Consider the following 20,922-nt stretch of genomic DNA (forward strand, 5'->3'; position numbering starts at 1 on the left):
TCCGGCGCCTGGCATGCGGCAGATGGGGCAGGGAGGCATATGCGTACGGTTCACGAAAAGGCGGACACCATCCCCCTCATCGCCGAGGTCTTCCGCGAGCTGGGATATGAGGGGGCCACCTTCAGCCGCATCACGGCGAGGACCGGCCTTTCCAAGGGCAGCCTCTATCACTTCTTTCCGGGTGGAAAGGAGGAGATGGCCGCGGCCGTGCTGGCCCATATCCAGGACTGGTTCGAAAGGCGGATCTTCACACCGCTGGCACAGGAGGAGCCAGCCCTGGCGCTGGACGCCATGTGGCAGGCGGTGGAGGCCTATTTCCATGGCGGTGGCCGGGTGTGCATTGTCGGCGTGTTCGCGCTGGATGAAACACGGGACCGGTTCGCAACCGCCATCCACGCCTATTTCACCCGCTGGATGGACGCGCTGGCCGAGGCCCTTGGCCATGCCGGTCTGAGTGAAGAGCGCGCCCGCGCGCAGGCGGAGATGATTGTGGGGGGCATTCAAGGCGGACTTGTGCTGGCGCGGGCGCTGAACGAACCGGCCGTGTTCGTGCGCACCCTTGCGCAGTTGCGCGCCGCCGTGGATGCCGAGTGGCCAGCCTCCGGCATGGTCTGAGGCCGCCGGATGGTGAAATCTCTGCCCTCTGGCCGCCTTGTTTGGCTGGCACAGGGGCTGGCCATGCGCTGTCGCATGTGCCCGCCTTCCGGTTCCGCGCGCCGGGGGCATGGTGTGCACAGCGCTGTTTCAGCGCGCCTTGTCATGGATGCGGCGGTATGCCATCCGGGTGGGGCAGGCTGTGCCTGCTTCCTGCCTGAACGCCGTTTCCGGTTTGCCTGAAGGGGAAAGCATGTCTCCCGTCACCCGCCGGGTGGTTTATCTCGTCATTTATGAGGCTCTGGCCATCGCCGTCGTCACGCTTGGGCTGTCCTTCGCATCGGGGCAGACGGCGGAGCACACCAGTTTTGCCGCCATTGGCAGTTCCGTCATCGCCGTGGTGTGGAACTTCACGTTCAATACCGCTTTCGAGGCGTGGGAATCGCGACAGGTGGTGCGCGGGCGCAGTTTCAGGCGGCGCGCGGCCCATGCCCTGCTGTTCGAGGCGGGACTGGTGATCATGCTGGTGCCGCTGTTCGCATGGTGGCTGGACATGTCGCTGCTGGATGCTTTCATCCTCGATATTGGCCTGACGCTGTTCTTCCTCGTCTATACATTTGTGTACAATCTGGGCTTTGATACGGTGTTCGGCCTGCCGGCCTCCGCCCAGCCCTGAGGCCGTCCGCCCCCTTCAGACATGTGCGGGAAGGGGGCGCAACCGGGTGGTGATGCAGGGGGCAGGGCCTGCACATCAGTGCCTGTGGCCCTCCTTCGCCTCTGCCTCCGCCTTGGCGAGGGCGGCTCCGGTGGCATCCAGTGCCTCCAGCATCCATGCCGCAAAGCTCTCCTTGCCGAGCGGCGCGGTTTCCGTCACTCCGACGACAGGCACATGGTGCGCACGGGCAATGCCGAGCACGCGCTTCGTGGCCTCATCCGTGACCTGGCTGTTATAGAAGAGCACGCGGATGGTGCCATCGCTCAGGCCCTTCTCGAAATCCCTCACCTGCGCGGCGGTCGGCTCTTCATCCTTCATCACAGCCTCCTGAAAGGCCGCGTTTTCCATTTTCAGGCCCAGCGCATCGGCCATATAGCCGAACACCGGCTCGGTTGCGGCAACGACAGTGCCGTCATACCGGCTGCGAAGGGCGGCAATCTTGTCATCCACGGGCTTCAGCGAGGCGATGAAGGCGGCCAGATTCCTGCGGATGTCGGCGGCGTGGCCGGGCGCATCCTTTTCCAGCTGCTGCGCCAGTGCCTGTGCAACGGCAGGGGCAGTCTGCGGCTTGTACCACAGATGCGGGTTCTGTCCGTCCTTCGCGCCCACAAGGTTGGCCGCCACAATCACATGAGCGCCCCTGGGGGCATGGGCGGCCAGCAGCTTCGCCATCCAGCCATCATAGCCGATGCCGTTCGAGATGATGATTTTCGCGTTTTTCAGCGCCGCGGCGGTTTCGGGCCTGGCCTCGAACAGATGCGGATCCTCATTGGGGTTGGAGATGATGCTGGTGACTGTCACCAGATTGCCGCCGACAGCTTCGGCGATCTTTCCATACATGTTCTCGGCAGCCACAATCTTCACCGGCTCATCCGCCTGAGCGGTGGCGCAGGCCAGGGCAGAGCTCATCAGCAAGGCGGACATGAGCAGTCTGCCTTTTGCAAAAATCCCCATCGCACAACTCCCCTTATCGGCCAGAACCTTATGGTTCATCCGGCAAAGGCATTTATTGATACAATGTATCATTTGTCAATCGGACGGAAGGCGCATCCCTTGTCGTCCCCGTGCCGATCCCTTGCCGCAGGGCCGATATGGAAGAAAACAGCTCTTGTTTCTGCATCGGTGCAAACGGGGTTTTTCGCCATGCTGCTGGCCCTGCGCCCGGGCATGGGGCACAAAGGGAAAAGGCCGGCAGATGAAAGGGCGGGACCATGGGGCTTCTGATTGATGGCGTGTGGCATGACCAGTGGTATGACACCGCATCCACAGGCGGGCGCTTCGAGCGTCAGGCCTCGCGCTTCCGCAATTTCATCACCCCGGATGGCACGCCCGGCCCCTCGGGCGAGGGCGGCTTCGCGGCGGAGGCGGGGCGCTATCATCTCTATGTTTCGCTGGCCTGCCCCTGGGCGCATCGCACACTCATCATGCGCGCCCTGAAAAAGCTGGAGGATGTCATCTCCATCACCGTGGTGGACCCGTTGATGGGAGAGAAGGGATGGGTTTTTTCCAGCCCCGAGCCACTGATGGGCAAGACGAGGCTGTATGAAATCTACACCGCCGCAGACCCTGCCTATAGCGGGCGTGTCACCGTGCCGGTGCTGTGGGACAAGGTGCGCGGCACCATCGTCAACAATGAATCCGCCGAAATCCTGCGGATGCTGAATACCGCCTTTGCCGCCTTCACCCCGGTGCAGACGGACTTCTACCCGCAGGTGCTGCGGGACGAGATCGACCGTCTCAATGCGCTGGTCTATGACGATGTGAACAACGGCGTCTACAAGGCCGGCTTCGCCACCGTGCAGGAGGTGTATGAAACCGCGGTGCGCACCCTGTTCGCCCGGCTGGACATGCTGGAAGAACTGCTTTCAGGCCAGGCCTGGCTGGCGGGGGCGCAGTTCACGGAGGCCGATATCCGCCTCTTCACCACGCTGGTGCGCTTTGATGCCGTCTATGTCGGCCACTTCAAGTGCAATCTGCGGCGGATTGAAGATTACCCCGGTCTTTCCAATTATCTGCGGGCCATCTACCAGATGCCGGGCGTGAAGGGGACTGTGAACTTCACCCATATCAAGCGCCACTATTATGAAAGCCACAGGACCATAAACCCCACGGGCATCGTGCCGCTTGGCCCGCTTCTGGATCTGGAGGCCCCGCATGACCGCGCCCGGTTCTGGCACGAGGCGGGCTAGGCTGGCCTCCATGCCTGCGCTGGCCAGAGGGCGGTTATGCCATTATGAGGCTTGTGTGGCGGATGCCGGATCTTACATCTGCCAGGAACAGCCGGCGCTCTGGCCTTTTCAGGGGCAGGCGCGAGGCAGGGCAGGCGCGGGGCAGAGGATCAGATGGCACAGGCACGCATGCATGCGGAACGTCACTTCGTCAATCGCATTGGCTGGCTGCGGGCGGCTGTGCTTGGTGCCAATGATGGCATCATCTCCACCGGGGCGCTGATGGTGGGTGTGGCCACCGCCTCTGCCCAGCCGAAGCAGGTGCTGGTGGCCGGTATTGCCGCGGTGGTGGCGGGCGCCATGTCCATGGCCGCGGGCGAGTTTGTCTCCGTCAGCTCGCAGGCCGATACCGAGCGGGCCGACCTGTGGCGCGAGAAGAAGGAAATCCAGACCGATCCGAAGGGCGAGACGCAGGAGCTGACTGATATCTATGTGGAGCGCGGTGTCTCGCCTGATCTGGCGGAGAAGGTCGCGCAGCAGCTCATGTCGAAGGATCCGCTGGCGGCGCATGCCCGTGATGAGCTGGGCATTTCCCCTGTCGTGGTGGCGCGCCCCATTCAGGCCGGGCTGACCTCCGCCGTCACCTTCACCAGTGGCGCGGCCGTGCCGCTGCTCACCGCCCTTCTGGCCCCGCATGACATCATGGGGCCAGCCATTGCGGCGGCCTGCCTTGTGGTGCTGGCCATACTGGGCGTGATGGGGGCGCTGGCGGGTGGTGCGCGCATTCTGCCCGCAGCCGTGCGCGTGACATTCTGGGGTGGGCTTGCGCTGGCAGTGACAGCCGGGGTTGGTGCCCTTGTGGGGCAGGCTGTCTAGCCGTCTGCCCATCTGCGCCTCGCTCTTGAGGTCTCAGCTCCCTTTCTGAATGGGCCGTCCTTCGGCCCGGGCCTCTGGCGTGACAGCCTCCACGCCAGGGCAGAGGCATGCCCGCAGCCCCGCCATGGCCCGGCCTGTTCCAGGCGCGGACGCCTTCCGGTTGCGTGAGCGATGGGTGGATCGCCGGAAAGTGGCGGCCACACGAACAATTTTCCGGCATTGACCCTCTGCACGGGTGATGGACCGCAAGAAGGGTCTTGCCCCACCGTTATGCAAGAGGCACTAATCAGAGCTGTACGCCATCTGCATCCCACCCATCTCCTGAGGGTATGGCGGGGGGTGTGTTTCTTGCTTGCGTGGTCCCCGTGGCCGTGACCCGCAAGGGCGAATGCAGCACCCATGAAGGGCGCTTCAGGCGGCAGGTTTCCAGCACGGGGATGGCTGATCCCATGGCTGGATGGTTCCCGGAACGGGACCTTCATAAGGATGCACAGATGGCTCTGCGTTTCACGCTTCGGCAACTGGAATATCTCGTGGCAGTCGGGGAATATGGCTCTGTCACGGAAGCTGCTGAACGGGTGAACGTTTCCGCCCCGTCTGTTTCCGCCGCCATATCACAGCTGGAGCGGGAATTCGGCATCACGCTGTTCATCCGCCGCCATGCGCACGGGCTCTCCCTCACACAGGCCGGACGCACCTTTGTGGAGCAGGCGCGACAGATCCTCAGGGAGGCGGCAAAGCTGAATGCCCTGTCCAACGAATTGACCGGACAGGTGCGCGGCCCCCTGCATGTGGCCTGTCTCGTCACCTTTGCGCAGGCGGTCATCCCCTCCCTGCGGCGGGTGTTCTGCGATACCTATCAGGGGGTCGAGTTCTTCCAGTATGAGCGCGATCATGCCGGCATTCTGGAGGGCCTGCGGATGGCCCGGTTCGATCTGGCCCTGAGCTATGATCTCGATATTCCCCCGGACATGGAGTTTCATGAACTCAGCGTGCTGCCACCCCATGCGGTGCTGCATCAGGGGCACCCATTGGCGGGGCGGGGCAGTGTCACCGTGCATGATCTGGCGCCCCATCCCATGATCCTGCTCGATCTGCCGCACAGCTCCAGCTATTTCATGTCGCTGTTCCGGCTGGAGGGGCAGACGCCGCATATTGTCGAGCGCACGCGGGATATGGCGGTGATGCGGGCCATGGTGGCCAACCAGTTCGGATATTCCATCGCCAATATCCGCCCGCTCTCCAGCCTCACGGATGATTGCCACAAGCTGTCCTTCGTCCCCATCACCGGCAATCTGCGCGCCATGCGCATGGGCATCATCGCCATGCGGGGCACGAGTACGGCCCTGACCGTGCGGCGGTTCATCGAGTTCTGCACGCAGATGATGTGCAGCGATGTGGCCACCGGTTCACCGGTGGTGAGGAGAGAGGACAACAGCGCGGCGCTTCCGGCCTAGCCCCGCCGGGCGGGCGTGCCCGATTGCCGGGCATCTGGCGGAAAAACATGCAGGGCGATGCCGGATGCGCGCTCTTTCCGGCGCACCCGGCATCGCCCTGCATGTTCGCGGAAAGGGCAGCTTTACAGATACATGTGCTTGATGGTGTCATCCGCCAGCATTTCGGCCCGCGCACCCTCCACCATGATCTGCCCGCGCACGATGAGATAGCCGCGGTCCGCGATGGAAAGCGCCTTCTCCGCATTCTGCTCGATCAGCAGCACGGTCTTGCCTTCGGCATGGATGCGGGCCACCGTATCGAAATACTCATCGATCAGCTTCGGGGAGAGGCCGAGCGAGGGCTCGTCCATCACCAGCAGCTCCGGATCGCCGATCAGCGCCCGCGCCAGCGCCACCATGGCCTGCTCGCCGCCAGACATGGTGCGCGCCTGCTGGCCCATGCGCTCCTTCACGCGCGGGAACAGATCATAGATCATCTCCAGCCGTTGATCGAAGCTGGTCTTGCAGCCGGAGGCGTCATAACCCAGCCTGAGATTCTCGCGCACGGTGAGTGAAGGGAAGAGCCGCCGCCCTTCCGGCACGAAGCCGACGCCAAGGGCCGTGAGCTTTTCCGTGCCCTTCTGCGCCACATCCTGCCCCATCAGCCGGGCGGTGCCGCCATCCAGCGGCAGCAGGCCGGAGAGCGCCTTGAAGGTGGTGGACTTGCCCGCGCCATTGGGCCCCAGCAGGCACACCAGCTCGCCCTTGCGGACATGGAGCGAGACGCCGCGCAGCATGGAGACCTGACCATAGGAGGTGCTGATGTCATTCAGTTCAAGCATCTTCCACCGCCTTCTGCCCCAGATAGGCCTGCTGCACGCGGGGCAGCAGGCGCACCTCCGCGAAATTGCCCTCGGCGATCTTCTTGCCATAGTCGATGACGATGACGTCATCCGGCAGTTCGGCCACAAGGCGCATGTCATGTTCGATGATGAGGAAGGAGAGACCCGGATTCTCCTTCATCACCCGGCGGATGTCGGCCATCAGCTCGGATGTGTCGCGGTCATCCATGCCGGAGGAAGGCTCGTCCAGCAGGATGAGGCGCGGGTGGGAGGCCAGTGCCCGGGCAATCTCCAGCCGGCGACGGTCCGCCTGCGGCAGGATGCCGGCCGGCTCATAGCGCCGCTCATAAAGCTCGCTGGAGAGGCCCTTGAGAATCTGCCCGGCCTCATCCGCGCAGGCATCCAGCTCGCGCTTCGAGCGGCCCGGCAGCAGCAGGGCTGTGAGCACGCCGGTTCGGGTGCGCGAATGCATGCCGATCATCACATTGTCGAGGATGGAGAGATCCTCGAACAGGCGCGATGACTGGAAGGTGCGGGCAATGCCCTTGGCCGCGATCCTGTGCGCGGCCTGCCCGGTGATGTTCTCGCCCAGCAGCTCCACAGTGCCGGATGTGGGCTTGTAGATGCCGGTGATGAGGTTGAACAGGGTGGACTTGCCGGCCCCGTTCGGCCCGATGATGCAGGTGATGTGGGAGGGCGGCAGATCGAAATTGACATCGTCAACGGCAACCAGCCCGCCAAAGCGGATGCCAAGCCCGCGCAGGGACAGAAGCGGCTGGGTCATCAATGGCCTCCGTAATGGCGCTGGCGCTGCGGGAACAGGCCCCGGGGACGCAGGATCAGGAACAGGATCACCACGACCGACACGAACAGCAGCCGGTAGTCGGAGAAGATCCGCAGTTTCTCCGGCAGCAGGGTCAGCAGGAAGGCCCCGACGATGACGCCGAAGGTGTTGTCCATGCCGCCCACGATCACCATGGTCATGATGGTGACGGAGACGAGGAAGGTGAAATTGTCCGGCGAGATATAGGACACATAGAAGGCGTAGATGGTGCCGGCGAATGCCGCCAGAAAGGCATCCACCGCGAAGGCGAGGATCTTGTACCAGGCCACATTGATGCCCTGGCAGCGTGCCGCCAGCTCATCGGCGCGGATGGCGTTCCAGGCAAGGCCGATGCGGCTGGCGTGCAGGCGCTTGGCAGAGAGGATCGCCAGCCCCAGAAGAGCCGCGGCCAGATAGTAGAAGTTCGCCTGCGAGGGAAGGCGGAAGCCGAGAATGTCGATCGGCCGCATGAAGGAATGGCCGAACAGGGTGGGGGCGGGAATGCCCACAAGGCCATTGGGGCCGCCTGTCCAGCTCAGATTGTTCAGCATCTGGTGGATGACAATGCCGAAAGCGATGGTCACCAGCGCCAGATAGCTGTCCCGCGTCCGCATCGAGGGGATGCCGAGCAGGAAGCCGAATGCCGTGGCCATCAGCGCCGCCGCAGGCAGGGTCGCCCACAGCGAGAAGCCGAAATTGATTGCCAGCAGCGCCGAGGTATAGGCGCCGATGCCATAGGTGGCCCCGGTGGCGAAGTTCGGGATATTGGCCGAGCCGAGCTGGAAGTTCAGCGCCAGCGCCAGCACCGAATAGAGCAGGGCGACAATCACCAGATGCAGCGCATAGGTGTTGCCGTTCAGCACGAACGGATACAGCAGCACAAGCACGATGCCGAGCATGGTCGCCAGCCGGCGCTGGGCCTGGAAGGCGCCGACAATGGCATCCTCGATCTGCGGGCGCACCTGTATCACGGCGAAGCCGAGGCCCATCAGCGCCAGCAGGGCCAGCACCATGGGGGTCGAGTTGGCCGTCAGCAGCCCCCAGAGCAGGGCGGCTCCGGTGAGTTCTGCAAGAATGACGGTGAGGGCGGGGGGAAGCAACATGGACTGTGGAGCGGGGGCAGACGTCACGGACATGAATCAGACCTTCTCCACCACGGCCTTGCCCAGCAGACCGCTGGGACGCAGGCACAACATCAGGATGACCAGCAGGAAGGCGAAGACCAGCCGGTAGGAGGCGCCATCCGCCAGGGTGGCCTGTACGATGGCCTCGATGCCGGCGATGGCGAGCGCGCCGAGAATCGCCCCGGAGATGGAGCCAAGCCCGCCAATCACCGCCGCCGAAAAGCCGATGAGGCCGAGCTGCACGCCGAAATCGAACCGCAGCACGCCGGCATGGCTGGCGAAGAACAGTGCGCCAAGCGCGCCCACGGCCGATGCCAGGAAGAAGGTGAAGGCGAAGATGCGCTCGGGATAGATGCCCATCAGCCGCGCGGTATCACGATCCTCGGCCACGGCGCGGATGCGCACGCCGATGGGGGTGCGCTGCATCAGGGCATAGATGAGCAGGACCACCACGACAGTGACGCCGATGATCACCAGCGGCTGAACCGGCAGGCGGGTGTCTCCCAGCATGATCACGCCTTCCGCTATGGCGGGGAAAGCCTTGGGATTGGAGCCCTGGGGATAGAAGCCGCGGATCATTTCCCGCACGGCGGTGCCCAGAGCCACGGTGGCGACGAGCGCCATCATGGCGGGCGATTTTCGGAACCGGCTGATAACCAGCCTGTCTGCACCAATGCCGATGAGGCCGGTGCCGATGATGGCGACAGCAAGGGCGGCGAGAATGGCCGGCAGCCCGGCATTGCCCGCGGCCCCCAGCAGGGCCTGCAATGCAGCCAGCGCGATGAACGGCCCAATCATCGACACATCTCCATGAGAGAAGTGAATGACGTTGAGAAGCCCGAACAAGAGGCTGAAGCCGATTGCGATGAGGGTATATATACTACCTAGCACAATCCAGTTCAGAAGGTGTTGAACGAGAAGGCTATCCATATCTTTCCACCCTGTTTATCTCGGCTCTTCTAGCGGGACGTTGCGTAAGGTCGGCAGAAGTGTAAATTAGAAATACAGTGCTCGCGCATAGCCTTTTCCGAAACGCGGGTTCAGCAAAAACGAATTCTCAAGCCCCGTGCGTGGCACTGATACTGTCGCCGACACAAGAAGAATGCACGGGCGTGTGGGCTTGAAGACCGGGATTTCCCAAGAGAAACGAACGGTCTCCGCCGTCTGGGCCCCCAAGGGCGCTGCATCAATAAAATGTCAGAGAGGTTTCGCCTGCAAGGCGCGCTTTCGCGCGCACGTTCTCATGACGAGGGACATAGATGGCTCATTTCCACCCCAGCCGCCGCACCGCCATTGCGGGGCTCCTGCTTTCGGCCTTTGCCTTCTCCGCCCCGGCCCATGCTGAAAAGCCGACCGTGAAGATCGGCTTCCTGGGTCCGCTTTCCGGCGGCAATGCCCAGCAGGGTCTCGGTGCAAGGAACGGCTTCCTTCTGGCTATCGAGCAGGCCAACGCCAACCCGGATTCCAAATATGTGTTTGAAGGCGTCGTTCTGGATGACGCCTCCGACCCGCAGACCGGCGTTTCCGCCGCCATGAAGCTGGTGAACGACCCCAATGTCGCCGCCGCCACGGGCCACTGGAACTCCCCTGTCGCGCTGGCGACCATGCCGGTCTTTGCCCGCTTCCAGACCCCGCTCATCGTGTGGGGGGCGATTTCACCCGCCATCACCGCGCAGAACCTGCCGGAAGTCACCCGCGTGACGCCCACCCTGCTCACCGAGAACAAGCCGCTTTCGGAATGGGCGGTGAAGGATCTGGGCGCCAGGCGCATCGCGATCATTGCCGACACGTCGGACTACGGCAAGGCCAATGCGGAATCGGTGAAGGAATTCGTGACCGGGGCGGGCGGGGAGATTGTCTCGACCGACCTGCTGCCGGTGGGCTCCACCGATTTCCGCACCATTCTCACCTCGCTGAAGTCGAAGAATGTGGACGCGATCTATTTCGGCGGTGTCATCACCGAGGCCGGCATTGTCGCGCGCCAGATGAAGGAACTCGGCATCGACAAGCCGATCCTCGGCATTTCCGGCATGTATGACCCGGAATTCATCGCGGTTGCGGGCGATGCGGCGCAGAACGCCATCGTCTCCTATCCGGCGGCATCCGTCACGCCGAAGATGGAGAAGATGAATGCCGATTACGCGGCCCGCAAGTTCTCCGAGCCGGCCAATCCCTACACCAAATATGCCTTTGATGCCGCCAATGTCATCATTCAGGCCATCAACGAAAAGGGTGTGAAGGACAAGCCGGAACTGGCCTCCGCCATTCGCGCCATCAAGCATGACGGCGCCACCGGAACCATCACCTTCGATGCCCATGGCCAGACGGAAACCCCGATCAAGATCGAGCTGAAGACGGTGCGCGACGGCAAGTGGACCAGTTACGAGCCGAAGTGATCCGCCACATGTGCCCCCTTGCGTCCCCGCTTCATGCGGGGGCGCCTTTATCCGCGCCCGGTACGCATCAAGGAAGCTGACATGCCTGTCCATAAACGCATCCGCCCCTTCAATACCAAGGAAACCTATCCCGAGCAGAAGCTGAACAACGATCTGTGCCAGGCGGTCGTGGCCCGCGGCACGACGGTGTTCGTGCGCGGCCAGATCTCGCAGGATCTTGATACGCGCGAGAGCCTGCATGTGGGCGATGCCGCGGCCCAGGCCCGCAAGGCCATGGAAAACATCAAGATGCTGCTGGAGGAATCCGGCTCTGATCTTTCCCATATATGCCGTGTGGTGGTGTATCTGATCGATATCCGCTACCGCGAGGCGGTTTATCAGGAAATGGGCAAGTATCTGCAGGGTGTGTTCCCGGTTTCAACCGGCCTTGTTGTGTCCGCGCTCGCCCGCCCGGAATGGCTGGTCGAGATCGAGGCCACTGCCGTCATTCCCGACGCAGCCTGACGGGGAACGGGATGACCTTTTCCATTTCCGCCCGTTGCGCCGAGAGTGGCATGTTCGGCGTGGCCGTCTCCTCCTCCTCGCCTTGTGTTGCGGCCCGCTGCGCCCATGCACGCGCAGGGGTGGGGGTGGTTTCCACGCAGAATGTGACCGATCCGCGCCTTGGCCCGAAGGGGCTGGACCTGATGGGGCAGGGCCTTTCGGCGGAAGCGGCACTGGAGCGGCTGGTGCTGGAGGCCCCGCATATCGAGTTCCGCCAGCTCGCGCTGGTGGACGGGCAGGGGCGCACCGCCACCTATTCCGGCGCGCGGACCCTTGGCACCTATGCCTCCGCCCAGGGCGACAATGTGGTTGCCGCCGGCAACATGCTGACAAGCCGCGAGATTCCCGCACGGATGGTTGCAGCCTTCGAGGCATCGCAGGGGCAGCATCTGGCGGACAGGCTGCTGGCCGGCATGCGGGCGGCCATTGCCGCTGGCGGCGAGGAAGGCCCGGTGCATTCCATGGGGCTGATCCTTGTCGACAAGGTCTCCTGGAACGTGGCCGACCTGCGCATCGACTGGACGGAGAATGACCCGATCGAGGAATGCGCCGAGCTGTGGGCGCGCTGGCGCACCGAGATGGACGCCTATGTCACACGGGCGCTGAACCCGTCGAATGCCCCGAGCTACGGTGTTCCCGGCGATCTGTGACACTTGGGAGGGGGACATGTCGCCCCCTCCCTTTTAGACCGCACCTGAACGACTGGACAGGTCCATGATTCCTTCCACGACAGACATCCTCGCCCGGCTCATCGCGGAGCCGACCGTTTCGCGCCGCTCCAACCTGGCCCTTCTGGATTATGTCGAGGAACTGCTGCGCCCCACGGGCGCGCGGATCGAGCGTTTCGCCCATCCTGATGGCAGCCGCGCCAATCTGTGGGCCACCATCGGCCCGGAGGGGCCGGGCGGCGTGGTGCTCTCCGGCCATACGGATGTGGTGCCGGTGGAGGGGCAGGACTGGAGCAGCGATCCCTTTACCCTGCAGGAGCGCGATGGGCGGCTTTATGGGCGCGGTACGGCGGACATGAAGGGCTTTGTGGCCGCAGCGCTGCATGTCGCCATTCAGGCCGGCCAGAGAAGGCTGAGCTCGCCGCTGCATCTGGCCTTTTCCTATGATGAGGAAATCGGCTGCCTTGGCGTGCGCAGCATGATCGAGGCTCTGGCGGCCCGGCCATACAAGCCGGATCTGTGCATCGTGGGAGAGCCCACCGGCATGCGCATTGCCAGCGGCCACAAGGGCAAGCTGGCCCTGCGCGCCTGTTGCCACGGGCAGGAGGGGCACTCCGCCCTTGCACCCAATGCACTGAATGCGCTGCATCTGGGGGCGGGCTTCATACAGGCGCTCCAGCGGCGGCAGGAGGCTTTGCGCGAGAGCGGCGCGCGCGACATGGATTACGATATTCCCTATTCCACCATCCATGCCGGTGTCATGCGCGGGGGCACGGCGCTGAATATCGTGCCCAATCTGTGCGAGATCGATTTCGAGATCCGCAATATTGCCGAGGATGATCCGGCGACAATTCTGGCCGGCATCGCGGCCGATGCGGAGGCGGTTGCGGCCCCGCACCGGGAGCATTTTCCGCAGGCGCGGATCGAGATCGAGACCGTTTCCGGCTATCCCGGCCTGAACACCCGGCCGGATGCCGTGGCGATCCGCCTTCTGCAGCGTGTTCTGGGCACCAATGAGCCAACGCTGAAGGTGGCCTTTGGCACGGAGGGGGGCCTGTTCGATCAGGAGCTTGGTCTCTCCACGGCGATATGTGGTCCGGGCTTCATGGATCAGGGTCACAAGCCGGATGAGTTTGTAAGCATCGAGCAGTTGCACAGATGCGACATCATGCTGGCGCGCCTTGTCGCGGAGCTGGAGAGCGGGCTCGCCTGAGCCGGGTTCTTCGCCAGCACTCCCCATTTGCACAGCAGGATCTGTACAGGCCGTGCCCGGCGAGATGAAGCGCCGGGCCGGGGGCGTTTTGTCTGCCGCACATCTTCAGGCCCGCCTAAGCAACGCTGAATGAAACTCTTATTTCGAGCCCCCGGCACCTCTCATAGCATTTCCAAAGTCTTTGGCCGTATCGGCCGAACGCCTCCTGAACTGGACAAGGACGCCGATATGGCAGTAGAGAAAGTGGATACGCTGGTTATTGGCGCCGGCCAGGCCGGCGTGGCGATGAGCGAGCATCTGGGCAAGCGGGGCCTGCCCCATCTCGTGCTTGAGCGCCACCGTATTGCAGAGCGCTGGCGTTCCGAGCGCTGGGATTCGCTCGTGGCCAATGGTCCCGCCTGGCATGACCGCTTTCCGAACATGACCTTTCCGGGCATTGACGGGAACGATTTCGCCCCGCGCCAGAATATCGTCGAGTATTTGGAGGCTTATGCCAAGCAGGTTGACGCGCCCATCCGCTGCGGTGTCGAGGTGACACAGGTGGAGAAGAAGGCGGATGGTTCAGGCTTCCGCGTCCTGACCTCGGAAGGGGAAATCGAGGCGCGCAATGTGGTGGCTGCCACCGGCCCCTTCCAGCGCCCGATCATTCCCACCGTCGTGCCGGACAATGTGGGCATCCAGCAGATCCACTCCAGCACCTATCGCAACCCGGCCCAGCTTCCCGAGGGGGCCGTGCTGGTGGTGGGGGCCGGCTCTTCCGGCGTGCAGATCGCCGAGGAGCTGGCGAAGGCGGGCCGGAGCGTTTATCTCTCGGTCGGCCCGCATGATCGCCCGCCGCGCAGCTATCGGGGCCGTGATTTCGTGTGGTGGCTGGGCGCGCTGGGCCTGTGGAATGCCGAGGCTGTCGAGCCGGGCATGGAGCATGTCACCATTTCTGTCAGCGGTGCGAATGGCGGCTATACGGTGGATTTCCGCCGTCTGGCAGAGCAGGGCATCACGCTGGTGGGCCGCACGGGCGCCTATGAGAATGGCGTGATCCATTTCGCGCCCGATCTGGCCGAGAATATAGCGCTGGGCGATGCCAATTATCTTTCCCTTCTGGATGCGGCGGATGCCTATATCGAGAAGAATGGCCTGGATCTGCCGGAAGAGCCGGAAGCACGGGTGATCGGGCCTGACCCGGACTGTGTCACCCATCCGCTGAGCACACTTGATCTGGCGAAGGCGGGTGTCACCTCGATCATCTGGGCCACGGGCTATGCGCTGGACTTCAGCTGGCTGAAGGTTGGCACCTATGATGAAAAGGGACGGCCAAACCATCATCGTGGCGTATCCAATGATGAGCCGGGCCTGTATTTCCTCGGGCTGGCATGGCTCTCCCGCCGCGCATCCCCCTTCATCTGGGGCGTGTGGCATGATGCGGAATATCTGGCCGAGCATATCGCGACCACCCGCCAGAAGTGAGCGCGTCCTGAGAGGGACATGCTGAAACGGAACAGGGCATCAAGGGCAATCGCACGGCAGCGGTTGCCCTTTTCCTGTCGTGCCTCCGGCTGAACACTCAGGCGGAGAAAGGCTCAGGCGGCATAGATCCAGTCATATCTGTCCAGAAGACGCTGTCCGGTGCGGCGGATGACGAGATCCCGCGCCAGACGCACCGGGCCGGACAGGTGATAGATATTGCCGTTGCGCCGGGCATCATTCTGGATGCGCGCGGTGCGGGTGCGGCGGGCATCTTCATAAGCCCCGAGCGCGGCTTCCGGCTCGCTCTCCTGCCGCAGGGCCTGCTCCAGCCCCACCGCATCCTCGATCGCCTGTGATGCGCCCTGCGCGAGGAAGGGCATCATGGCGTGGGCGGCATCGCCTGTCAGGGTGATGCGGCCATGGCTCCAGCGGGGCAGGGGGGCGATGTCATACAGGCCCCAGCACAGGAAATGGGGCACCTGTTCCAGCAATTCGCGCACATGGGGTGCCCAGCTCCCGAAAGCGCGGCGGACATCCTCATTGTTGCCGGGCGCGTTCCAGTGGGTCACCGGGCGCGTGTCATGCACGATGGCGACCAGATTGAGCATGGCGCCGCCCTTGACCGGATAAACCACCAGATGGGCATTGGGGCCCAGATACAGGCGGACATCCGGCGGATGGCCGGGGGGCGCATGGATCGTGGCGCGATAGGCGATGCGCTGGGCAAATACGGGTGAGACACCGGGACAGACATGGGCGCGCACGGCGGAGCGCACGCCATCGGCTCCCACCAGAATATCACCGCCATGGGCCTGAAGCGCTTCCCCCTGCCTCACCACGGCGCGCACGCCGCCGGTTGTCGGCTCCACGGTCACCAGTTCCGCGCCAAGGGTGATGCCGCAGCCCTCCTCCTGCGCGGCTTCCGCCAGCAGGTTCTGAAGGTCGGCCCGGTGAACCACCAGGAAAGGCGCGCCAAACCGCGCGACTGCGGGGGCATATTCCGCCCGCGCCAGCACCGTGCCCTTGCGCCCGTCCCGTACCTCAAGCGCGCGGGGGGCGACGGCCACCTGCTCGAGTTTGTCCAGCAGGCCGAGATCACGCAGGATGCGGGTGGCATTGGGGGAAAGCTGAAGGCCGGCCCCTACCTCCCGCAGCTTGCGGGCCCGTTCCACCACCTGCACGGCAAGGCCGGCTCGTTGCAGGGCGATGGCGCTGGTCAGGCCGCCAATCCCTCCCCCGACAATGACTGCACTGCGCGCCGCAAGGCGTGCACGGGGGCGAAGGGGGATGGGATCAGCCATGATATCTCAGGGCGCGCCGGCGGCCCGCATGTCTTGAGGAAAGGTCAGGCGACAGACAGGGCCGCCCCATGATCGTGCCACACGCACTCTTCCGGCTTGGCCGCGCCTGCCGCAAGCTGGGGATTGTAGCGATAGAGCGTGGAGCAATAAGGGCACACCTTCTCGGTGTCCTCGCCAAGATCGAGATAGATGTGCGGGTGATCGAAGGGCGGCTTGGCCCCCACGCACATGAACTCCTTGCTGCCCACCTCGATGGTGGTGACGCCAAGGTCGTTGCAGAAATGAGGGATTCCGGTATCCGCCATGGTCGTGTCCATTCCGCGATCTGAATTTGTGCGGACCATACCCCTTGTATCCCTTCCAGAAAAGGCCTTCCGGGTGCGGTATTTCGGCGAACTGGCCCGGGGAGCGGGGAAAAGGGGGAAAGCTGTGGCCCGCAGCCTGATTTTGCCCCTCGCACGGGCCGGCGGATATCCCCATATTGGGGGCGATGATGCGCCTTCTCGCCCTGTTCGCCCTGTGCGCCTCCCTGCTCGGCGCGCTGCCATGGCTGTTGCCGATGGCCAAGAGCGCCGTGCGCCTTCTGGAGGTGCGTGATGATCCGGCCGGATTGTCGGATCTGGCGCTGGCAGGTTTCGATGCGCGGGATGCCGCACGGGCCATGGAGCAGGCCCTTGCGGATGATGATGCAACCCTTGCCGCATCTTATCTGGCGCTTGCGGAGGCGCGCGGCCTTGCCGTGCCGGCCGCCTTGCGCGCGAAGGTGGAGGCGGCCAACAGCACCATGGCCAGCGCCCTGCGCACCGCCCGCGATTTCAGCATGGGCTTTGCCACGGGCGAGCCGGAGGAGCTGGCGGGGTTTGCCGGTGCGCTGGCCGGTGACCTGATGGTGTGGGGCGATATACGCGATGCGAGCCGGGAGGGCTGGCGGCTCTATCAGGGCGAGGATGCCGATGAGCTGATTCTCGGCCTGTCCGTGGTCGGGCTGGCGGTCACGGGGGGAACCTATGCCACCTTTGGCACGGGCCTTCCCGCCCGCGCGGGGCTGAGCGTGGTGAAGGTGGCCAAGCGCACCGGCAATCTTTCTGCTGCATTGGGTCGCACGCTGACCCGCACGGTGCGGGACAGCGTTGACCTTCCGGCCGCGGCCCGCATCGTGCGCGGCAGCACGGGGCTGGATGGGGCGGCGCTGAAGGGCGTGGTGCGCACGGAAAAGCTCTCCGGCCTCGGGCGGATGCTCGGCGATGTCGGCAAGGTGCAGGCCAGGGGCGGCACCCGCGCGGCGCTGGAAGGCATGAAGGTGGCTGAAAATGGCGCGGACCTTGGCCGCGTGGCGCGTCTGGCCGATGTGAAGGGCCCCCAGACCCTGGCCATTCTCAAGACATTGGGCCGCGGCGCGCTGGTGGTGTCCGGCGCTGTCATGAAGCTGGTCTGGGTGCTGTTCATGGCGGTGCTCTATCTTTACCTGCTGGTGTCCAGCCTCAATGCCCTGTGTGTGGGCTGTGCCCGCCGCATGTGGCGCAAGCCCGCGCGTCGCGCCGGTCTGTCATGCGCAGGCCCGGATGCAAGGGAGGTTGGCAGGCGGGCCCGGTGGTTCTAGTTTCGCCTCAGGTCTTGTTGTGAAGACGGTTCCGGTAATGCTCCGCACAGGAGAGGTCATGCCCCATTTCAGGTCCGGTCAAGTGGATATCGCCTATCAGGATGAGGGGGCCGGAGATCCGGTGCTGCTGATCCATGGCTTTGCATCTTCCCGCGAGGTGAACTGGGTGGGGCCGGGCTGGGTGAAGACGCTGCTGGATGCCGGCTACCGGGTCATCAGCTTCGACCATCGCGGCCACGGGGCTTCCGGCAAGCCGCATGCGCCGGAGGATTACAATACGGCCCGCATGGCGGAGGATGCCGCACGGCTTCTCGATCATGTCGGTGTCGGGCGGGCGGATGTCATCGGCTATTCCATGGGCGCGCGCGTGGGCGCTTTCATGGCGCTGCTGTTTCCGGACAAGGTGCGCTCTCTGGTTCTGGGCGGCCTTGGCATCCATCTGGTGGACGGGGTTGGCCTGCCCCAGAGCATCGCCGATGCGATGGAGGCGCCCAGCCTTGCCGATGTGGGTGACCCCATGGGGCAGATGTTCCGCAAGTTCGCCGATGCCAACGGGCAGGACCTGAAGGCGCTGGCCGCCTGTATCCGCGGCTCGCGGCAGGAGCTCTCGCGCGAGGAGGTGGGGCGGATCTTCCAGCCTGTTCTGGTGGCCGTGGGCACGCGCGATGCCGTGGCCGGGGATGCCCATGCCCTGGCCGCCCTGCTGCCGAATGGCGAGGCGCTTGATATTCCCAACCGCGACCACAACCCCGCGGTGGGTGACAAGATCTTCAAGCAGGGCGTTCTGGAGTTTCTGCGCCAGCGTCCCTGATCCGGTCACAATGCGGTCGCTGACGCGTCCAAGACAGCATGTTAGAAAGACAGTCATGTATTCCAAGCAGGAGGCCGGCATGGCGCATTCGCCCGTTCCCGCAGAGCCGGAACAGATGCACCGGCAAACCGAGGACAATGTCCTCAAGGTGACCAACGCATCGGTGGACCGCTGGCATGATGTGGTGGACCCCGTCTGGGCCCGCCTGCGCACGGAGGCGGAGGAGGCGGCCACGCGTGAGCCGCTGATGTCCTCCTTCCTCATTGGCGAGGTGCTGGGCCAGCCGAGCCTTGAGGCGGTGATCGCGGAGCGGCTGGCCTCGCGGCTCGACCATACGGACCTGCCGGGTGCTGTCATCCGCGCCGCCTATCTGGAAGCTGTCGCCAGTGACCGTTCCATTCCGCAGGCCCTGCGCGCCGACATCATGGCGGTGGTGGACCGTGACCCGGCGGTGACCCGCACGCTGGACCCGGTGCTCTATTTCAAGGGTTTCCACGCCATTCAGGGCCATCGCCTCTCGCACTGGCTGTGGGAGAAGGGGCAGCGGGATTTCGCGCTCTATCTCCAGAGCCGGATGTCGGCTGTCTTCTCGGTGGATATTCACCCGCAGGTTCCGCTCGGGCGGGGCGTCTTCCTTGACCATGCCACCGGCCTCGTGGTCGGCATGACGGCGGTGATCGAGGATGATGTCTCCATTCTTCAGGGCGTGACGCTGGGCGGCACGGGCAAGGAGCGCGGGGACCGCCATCCGAAGATCCGCCGTGGCGTGCTGATCGGGGCCGGCGCCAAGGTGCTGGGCAATATCGAGGTGGGCCAGTGCGCCCGTGTGGCGGCCGGTTCCGTGGTGCTGAAGGATGTGCCGCGCAATTCCACCGTGGCCGGCATTCCCGCCCGTGTGGTGGGGCAGGCCGGTTGCGCCGAGCCCGCGCGCGCCATGGACCAGATGTTCGAGGACATGGATATCTTCGCGGGTGCGGATATCTGACATTAGATGGGGATGATGCCTTGAACCCGTCGCATGCGGGAGCGATAAGGCAGGCAGACCATTTCAGGAGGCTTTCCCTTGGATAAAACCGAACTCGCGCGCCTTCAGCGCTATATGCGGACCCTCTTCGGCAACCCGCATATCAAAGTGCTGGGACGCCCGAAGAAGAAGGATTCCGCCGATGTCTATATCGGAGAGGAGTTCATCGGCATCATGTTCAAGGACGATGAGGACGATGACCTGTCCTACAATTTCGAGATGGCCATTCTCGATACCGACCTGGACGATATGGAAGACTGAGATTTTCCATCCGCGCGTGTCATCAGCCTTTCCCATGCCCTGCGTGGGGAAGGCTTTTTATTTCCCGGCGCTCCAGTCCTGCCGGCGGTGTGGTGCAGCCCTCAGTTGAGCCAGAGATGGATGAGGGCCGCCTCCGGTGTTTCAACACCACCATTCTCGACACCGCAATCCCAGAGCATCTGCCCGGCCGCATAGCTGCCCGGCACCAGTCCCCCGCTCTCGCACTGGCTGACAGCGCGCAGGCGCTTGCCTGAACGGCTGGCCCTGGCGAGCAGCACCGGCAGGGCCGGGTCATCCATCACCGTGCCAGCCCCATAAATGCGCAGCACCGCGCCATCCAGATGGTTCAGGGCAGCTTCCAGCGCCACCATGGGCAGGCCGGGAGACAGATGAAGAATGGCCAGACGCCGCCCGGTATCAAAGCGCCGCCGCAAGGGTGGAACCGGGGGTGGCTGGGGAACGCAGCGGAAGGAATCTGCCGCGCTGCTATGGTGTTTTACCAGTCCTTCCGCAGCGAGCAGCCGGCCATTGAAGGCCAGGTGAACGCCGGGTGGCGCGCTGAATATGGCGCTGAGGGCGAGGTGCAGATTGTCTTCCGCATCGCCCCCCATGCCCAGCGGCACCATGGAGCCACACAGCATCACCGTCCGCCCCATGCCCGCCAGAGCCTGGGAAAGCGCCGCGCCGGTATAGGCCATGGTATCGGTGCCATGGGTCAGCAATATAGCGGCATTCGGGGTCGCCTCTATGCTGTCGAGCATCCGGTTCCAGTGGTGCGGGCCGATATTGGCGCTGTCGACCAGCGGGTCGAAGACCTGCGTCAGAAGCTCTGTATCAGGCGCAAGGCGGGCCGCGACGGCCTGCTCCACCAGCCCCGCTTCCGGCGCCAGCCCATGGGGTGTTGGCGCCATGGCGATGGTGCCGCCGGTATGGAGCAACAAAAGGCGGTTCATGCACGTTCACCGGAAGGGGATGGGGGTGACAGCATAGCGCTTTGCACGCACAGGGGAAATGCGTGTGGAGGCAGCCGGGCATGAGCCAGCCGCACCCTGTCTCGCCCGTG

22 protein-coding genes are annotated in these 20,922 nt (G+C 64.2%); 14 read left to right on the forward strand and 8 right to left on the reverse strand.

Going from position 1 to position 20,922, the window contains the following annotated elements:
* Positions 1 to 39 precede the first annotated feature (39 nt).
* Positions 40 to 615: a TetR/AcrR family transcriptional regulator gene (locus ACT6QG_RS08575; RefSeq protein ID WP_444977153.1), complete on the forward strand. Its 576-nt coding sequence runs from the start codon at positions 40 to 42 to the stop codon at positions 613 to 615.
* 232 nt (positions 616 to 847) lie between these two features.
* The gene (locus ACT6QG_RS08580; protein ID WP_444977154.1) at positions 848 to 1,270 is read left to right on the forward strand and encodes a PACE efflux transporter; all 423 of its coding nucleotides are present in this window, start codon (positions 848 to 850) and stop codon (positions 1,268 to 1,270) included.
* Between the two features lie 75 nt (positions 1,271 to 1,345).
* On the opposite strand, the gene ACT6QG_RS08585 is transcribed toward ACT6QG_RS08580, so the two are convergent.
* A complete protein-coding gene (locus tag ACT6QG_RS08585) occupies positions 1,346 to 2,233 on the reverse strand; it encodes a metal ABC transporter solute-binding protein, Zn/Mn family (RefSeq protein ID WP_444977155.1) in 888 nt (295 codons plus the stop codon).
* Positions 2,234 to 2,520: 287 nt separating this feature from the next.
* Here ACT6QG_RS08585 and ACT6QG_RS08590 point away from each other — a divergent pair, with 287 nt between their 5' ends.
* The 3 genes from ACT6QG_RS08590 (at position 2,521) to ACT6QG_RS08600 (ending at position 5,810) form a co-directional block, all read left to right on the forward strand.
* Complete coding sequence (locus ACT6QG_RS08590) at positions 2,521 to 3,498, forward strand: glutathione S-transferase family protein (RefSeq protein WP_444977156.1); 978 nt, start codon at positions 2,521 to 2,523, stop codon at positions 3,496 to 3,498.
* 153 nt (positions 3,499 to 3,651) lie between these two features.
* Complete coding sequence (locus tag ACT6QG_RS08595; RefSeq protein ID WP_444977157.1) at positions 3,652 to 4,353, forward strand: VIT1/CCC1 transporter family protein; 702 nt, start codon at positions 3,652 to 3,654, stop codon at positions 4,351 to 4,353.
* A gap of 494 nt (positions 4,354 to 4,847) precedes the next feature.
* Positions 4,848 to 5,810, forward strand: coding sequence for a LysR family transcriptional regulator (locus tag ACT6QG_RS08600; RefSeq protein WP_444977158.1), 963 nt, complete (start codon positions 4,848 to 4,850; stop codon positions 5,808 to 5,810).
* A 122-nt stretch (positions 5,811 to 5,932) separates the two neighbouring features.
* On the opposite strand, the gene ACT6QG_RS08605 is transcribed toward ACT6QG_RS08600, so the two are convergent.
* From ACT6QG_RS08605 to ACT6QG_RS08620, 4 genes are read right to left on the reverse strand one after another with little or no spacing between them, the layout of a single operon-like run.
* Positions 5,933 to 6,631 (reverse strand): ABC transporter ATP-binding protein, encoded by a 699-nt coding sequence (locus tag ACT6QG_RS08605; protein WP_444977159.1) that lies wholly within the window; start codon positions 6,629 to 6,631, stop codon positions 5,933 to 5,935.
* Positions 6,624 to 7,415 carry an ABC transporter ATP-binding protein gene (locus ACT6QG_RS08610; RefSeq protein WP_444977160.1) on the reverse strand — a complete coding sequence of 264 codons (792 nt, stop codon included), beginning with the start codon at positions 7,413 to 7,415 and terminating at the stop codon, positions 6,624 to 6,626. Before ACT6QG_RS08610 ends, ACT6QG_RS08605 begins: the two co-directional genes overlap by 8 nt.
* Positions 7,415 to 8,590 (reverse strand): branched-chain amino acid ABC transporter permease, encoded by a 1,176-nt coding sequence (locus ACT6QG_RS08615; protein ID WP_444977161.1) that lies wholly within the window; start codon positions 8,588 to 8,590, stop codon positions 7,415 to 7,417. Before ACT6QG_RS08615 ends, ACT6QG_RS08610 begins: the two co-directional genes overlap by 1 nt.
* Before the next feature lie 3 nt (positions 8,591 to 8,593).
* Positions 8,594 to 9,508: a branched-chain amino acid ABC transporter permease gene (locus ACT6QG_RS08620; RefSeq protein WP_444977162.1), complete on the reverse strand. Its 915-nt coding sequence runs from the start codon at positions 9,506 to 9,508 to the stop codon at positions 8,594 to 8,596.
* A gap of 329 nt (positions 9,509 to 9,837) precedes the next feature.
* On the opposite strand from ACT6QG_RS08620, the gene ACT6QG_RS08625 reads away from it, so the two are divergent.
* The 5 genes from ACT6QG_RS08625 to ACT6QG_RS08645 all read left to right on the forward strand — a co-directional run bounded on the left by ACT6QG_RS08625 (position 9,838) and on the right by ACT6QG_RS08645 (position 14,862).
* Complete coding sequence (locus ACT6QG_RS08625; protein WP_444977163.1) at positions 9,838 to 10,974, forward strand: branched-chain amino acid ABC transporter substrate-binding protein; 1,137 nt, start codon at positions 9,838 to 9,840, stop codon at positions 10,972 to 10,974.
* Positions 10,975 to 11,055: 81 nt separating this feature from the next.
* The gene (locus ACT6QG_RS08630; RefSeq protein ID WP_444977164.1) at positions 11,056 to 11,478 is read left to right on the forward strand and encodes a RidA family protein; all 423 of its coding nucleotides are present in this window, start codon (positions 11,056 to 11,058) and stop codon (positions 11,476 to 11,478) included.
* Positions 11,479 to 11,489: 11 nt separating this feature from the next.
* Positions 11,490 to 12,167 carry a DUF1028 domain-containing protein gene (locus tag ACT6QG_RS08635; protein ID WP_444977165.1) on the forward strand — a complete coding sequence of 226 codons (678 nt, stop codon included), beginning with the start codon at positions 11,490 to 11,492 and terminating at the stop codon, positions 12,165 to 12,167.
* A 64-nt stretch (positions 12,168 to 12,231) separates the two neighbouring features.
* Positions 12,232 to 13,398, forward strand: coding sequence for an acetylornithine deacetylase (gene argE, locus ACT6QG_RS08640; RefSeq protein ID WP_444977166.1), 1,167 nt, complete (start codon positions 12,232 to 12,234; stop codon positions 13,396 to 13,398).
* A gap of 228 nt (positions 13,399 to 13,626) precedes the next feature.
* Positions 13,627 to 14,862: a flavin-containing monooxygenase gene (locus tag ACT6QG_RS08645; protein ID WP_444977167.1), complete on the forward strand. Its 1,236-nt coding sequence runs from the start codon at positions 13,627 to 13,629 to the stop codon at positions 14,860 to 14,862.
* 113 nt (positions 14,863 to 14,975) lie between these two features.
* Here ACT6QG_RS08645 and ACT6QG_RS08650 read toward each other — a convergent pair whose 3' ends face one another.
* A complete protein-coding gene (locus ACT6QG_RS08650) occupies positions 14,976 to 16,163 on the reverse strand; it encodes an FAD-dependent monooxygenase (protein WP_444977168.1) in 1,188 nt (395 codons plus the stop codon).
* Between the two features lie 44 nt (positions 16,164 to 16,207).
* Positions 16,208 to 16,468 carry a zinc-finger domain-containing protein gene (locus ACT6QG_RS08655; protein ID WP_444977169.1) on the reverse strand — a complete coding sequence of 87 codons (261 nt, stop codon included), beginning with the start codon at positions 16,466 to 16,468 and terminating at the stop codon, positions 16,208 to 16,210.
* Positions 16,469 to 16,653: 185 nt separating this feature from the next.
* On the opposite strand from ACT6QG_RS08655, the gene ACT6QG_RS08660 reads away from it, so the two are divergent.
* The 4 genes from ACT6QG_RS08660 (at position 16,654) to ACT6QG_RS08675 (ending at position 19,859) form a co-directional block, all read left to right on the forward strand.
* On the forward strand, positions 16,654 to 17,763 hold the full coding sequence (locus ACT6QG_RS08660; RefSeq protein ID WP_444977170.1) for a hypothetical protein: 1,110 nt from the start codon (positions 16,654 to 16,656) through the stop codon (positions 17,761 to 17,763).
* 58 nt (positions 17,764 to 17,821) lie between these two features.
* The gene (locus tag ACT6QG_RS08665) at positions 17,822 to 18,574 is read left to right on the forward strand and encodes an alpha/beta fold hydrolase (protein ID WP_444977171.1); all 753 of its coding nucleotides are present in this window, start codon (positions 17,822 to 17,824) and stop codon (positions 18,572 to 18,574) included.
* Between the two features lie 79 nt (positions 18,575 to 18,653).
* A complete protein-coding gene (gene cysE / locus ACT6QG_RS08670; protein WP_444977172.1) occupies positions 18,654 to 19,559 on the forward strand; it encodes a serine O-acetyltransferase in 906 nt (301 codons plus the stop codon).
* A gap of 78 nt (positions 19,560 to 19,637) precedes the next feature.
* The gene (locus ACT6QG_RS08675; protein ID WP_444977173.1) at positions 19,638 to 19,859 is read left to right on the forward strand and encodes a DUF3126 family protein; all 222 of its coding nucleotides are present in this window, start codon (positions 19,638 to 19,640) and stop codon (positions 19,857 to 19,859) included.
* A 101-nt stretch (positions 19,860 to 19,960) separates the two neighbouring features.
* On the opposite strand, the gene ACT6QG_RS08680 is transcribed toward ACT6QG_RS08675, so the two are convergent.
* Positions 19,961 to 20,812 carry an asparaginase domain-containing protein gene (locus tag ACT6QG_RS08680; protein ID WP_444977174.1) on the reverse strand — a complete coding sequence of 284 codons (852 nt, stop codon included), beginning with the start codon at positions 20,810 to 20,812 and terminating at the stop codon, positions 19,961 to 19,963.
* Positions 20,813 to 20,922: the final 110 nt, after the last annotated feature.

This window comes from Haloleucobacter ellipsoideus, assembly GCF_052491725.1.

Bases quoted from the DNA above. Each gene is read 5' to 3' on its own strand.
- ACT6QG_RS08575 (WP_444977153.1), top strand. From the start codon at position 40: ATGCGTACGGTTCACGAAAAGGCGGACACCATCCCCCTCATCGCCGAG.
- ACT6QG_RS08580 (WP_444977154.1), top strand. From the start codon at position 848: ATGTCTCCCGTCACCCGCCGGGTGGTTTATCTCGTCATTTATGAGGCT.
- ACT6QG_RS08585 (WP_444977155.1), bottom strand. From the start codon at position 2,233: ATGTCCGCCTTGCTGATGAGCTCTGCCCTGGCCTGCGCCACCGCTCAG.
- ACT6QG_RS08590 (WP_444977156.1), top strand. From the start codon at position 2,521: ATGGGGCTTCTGATTGATGGCGTGTGGCATGACCAGTGGTATGACACC.
- ACT6QG_RS08595 (WP_444977157.1), top strand. From the start codon at position 3,652: ATGGCACAGGCACGCATGCATGCGGAACGTCACTTCGTCAATCGCATT.
- ACT6QG_RS08600 (WP_444977158.1), top strand. From the start codon at position 4,848: ATGGCTCTGCGTTTCACGCTTCGGCAACTGGAATATCTCGTGGCAGTC.
- ACT6QG_RS08605 (WP_444977159.1), bottom strand. From the start codon at position 6,631: ATGCTTGAACTGAATGACATCAGCACCTCCTATGGTCAGGTCTCCATG.
- ACT6QG_RS08610 (WP_444977160.1), bottom strand. From the start codon at position 7,415: ATGACCCAGCCGCTTCTGTCCCTGCGCGGGCTTGGCATCCGCTTTGGC.
- ACT6QG_RS08615 (WP_444977161.1), bottom strand. From the start codon at position 8,590: ATGTCCGTGACGTCTGCCCCCGCTCCACAGTCCATGTTGCTTCCCCCC.
- ACT6QG_RS08620 (WP_444977162.1), bottom strand. From the start codon at position 9,508: ATGGATAGCCTTCTCGTTCAACACCTTCTGAACTGGATTGTGCTAGGT.
- ACT6QG_RS08625 (WP_444977163.1), top strand. From the start codon at position 9,838: ATGGCTCATTTCCACCCCAGCCGCCGCACCGCCATTGCGGGGCTCCTG.
- ACT6QG_RS08630 (WP_444977164.1), top strand. From the start codon at position 11,056: ATGCCTGTCCATAAACGCATCCGCCCCTTCAATACCAAGGAAACCTAT.
- ACT6QG_RS08635 (WP_444977165.1), top strand. From the start codon at position 11,490: ATGACCTTTTCCATTTCCGCCCGTTGCGCCGAGAGTGGCATGTTCGGC.
- argE (WP_444977166.1), top strand. From the start codon at position 12,232: ATGATTCCTTCCACGACAGACATCCTCGCCCGGCTCATCGCGGAGCCG.
- ACT6QG_RS08645 (WP_444977167.1), top strand. From the start codon at position 13,627: ATGGCAGTAGAGAAAGTGGATACGCTGGTTATTGGCGCCGGCCAGGCC.
- ACT6QG_RS08650 (WP_444977168.1), bottom strand. From the start codon at position 16,163: ATGGCTGATCCCATCCCCCTTCGCCCCCGTGCACGCCTTGCGGCGCGC.
- ACT6QG_RS08655 (WP_444977169.1), bottom strand. From the start codon at position 16,468: ATGGCGGATACCGGAATCCCTCATTTCTGCAACGACCTTGGCGTCACC.
- ACT6QG_RS08660 (WP_444977170.1), top strand. From the start codon at position 16,654: ATGATGCGCCTTCTCGCCCTGTTCGCCCTGTGCGCCTCCCTGCTCGGC.
- ACT6QG_RS08665 (WP_444977171.1), top strand. From the start codon at position 17,822: ATGCCCCATTTCAGGTCCGGTCAAGTGGATATCGCCTATCAGGATGAG.
- cysE (WP_444977172.1), top strand. From the start codon at position 18,654: ATGGCGCATTCGCCCGTTCCCGCAGAGCCGGAACAGATGCACCGGCAA.
- ACT6QG_RS08680 (WP_444977174.1), bottom strand. From the start codon at position 20,812: ATGAACCGCCTTTTGTTGCTCCATACCGGCGGCACCATCGCCATGGCG.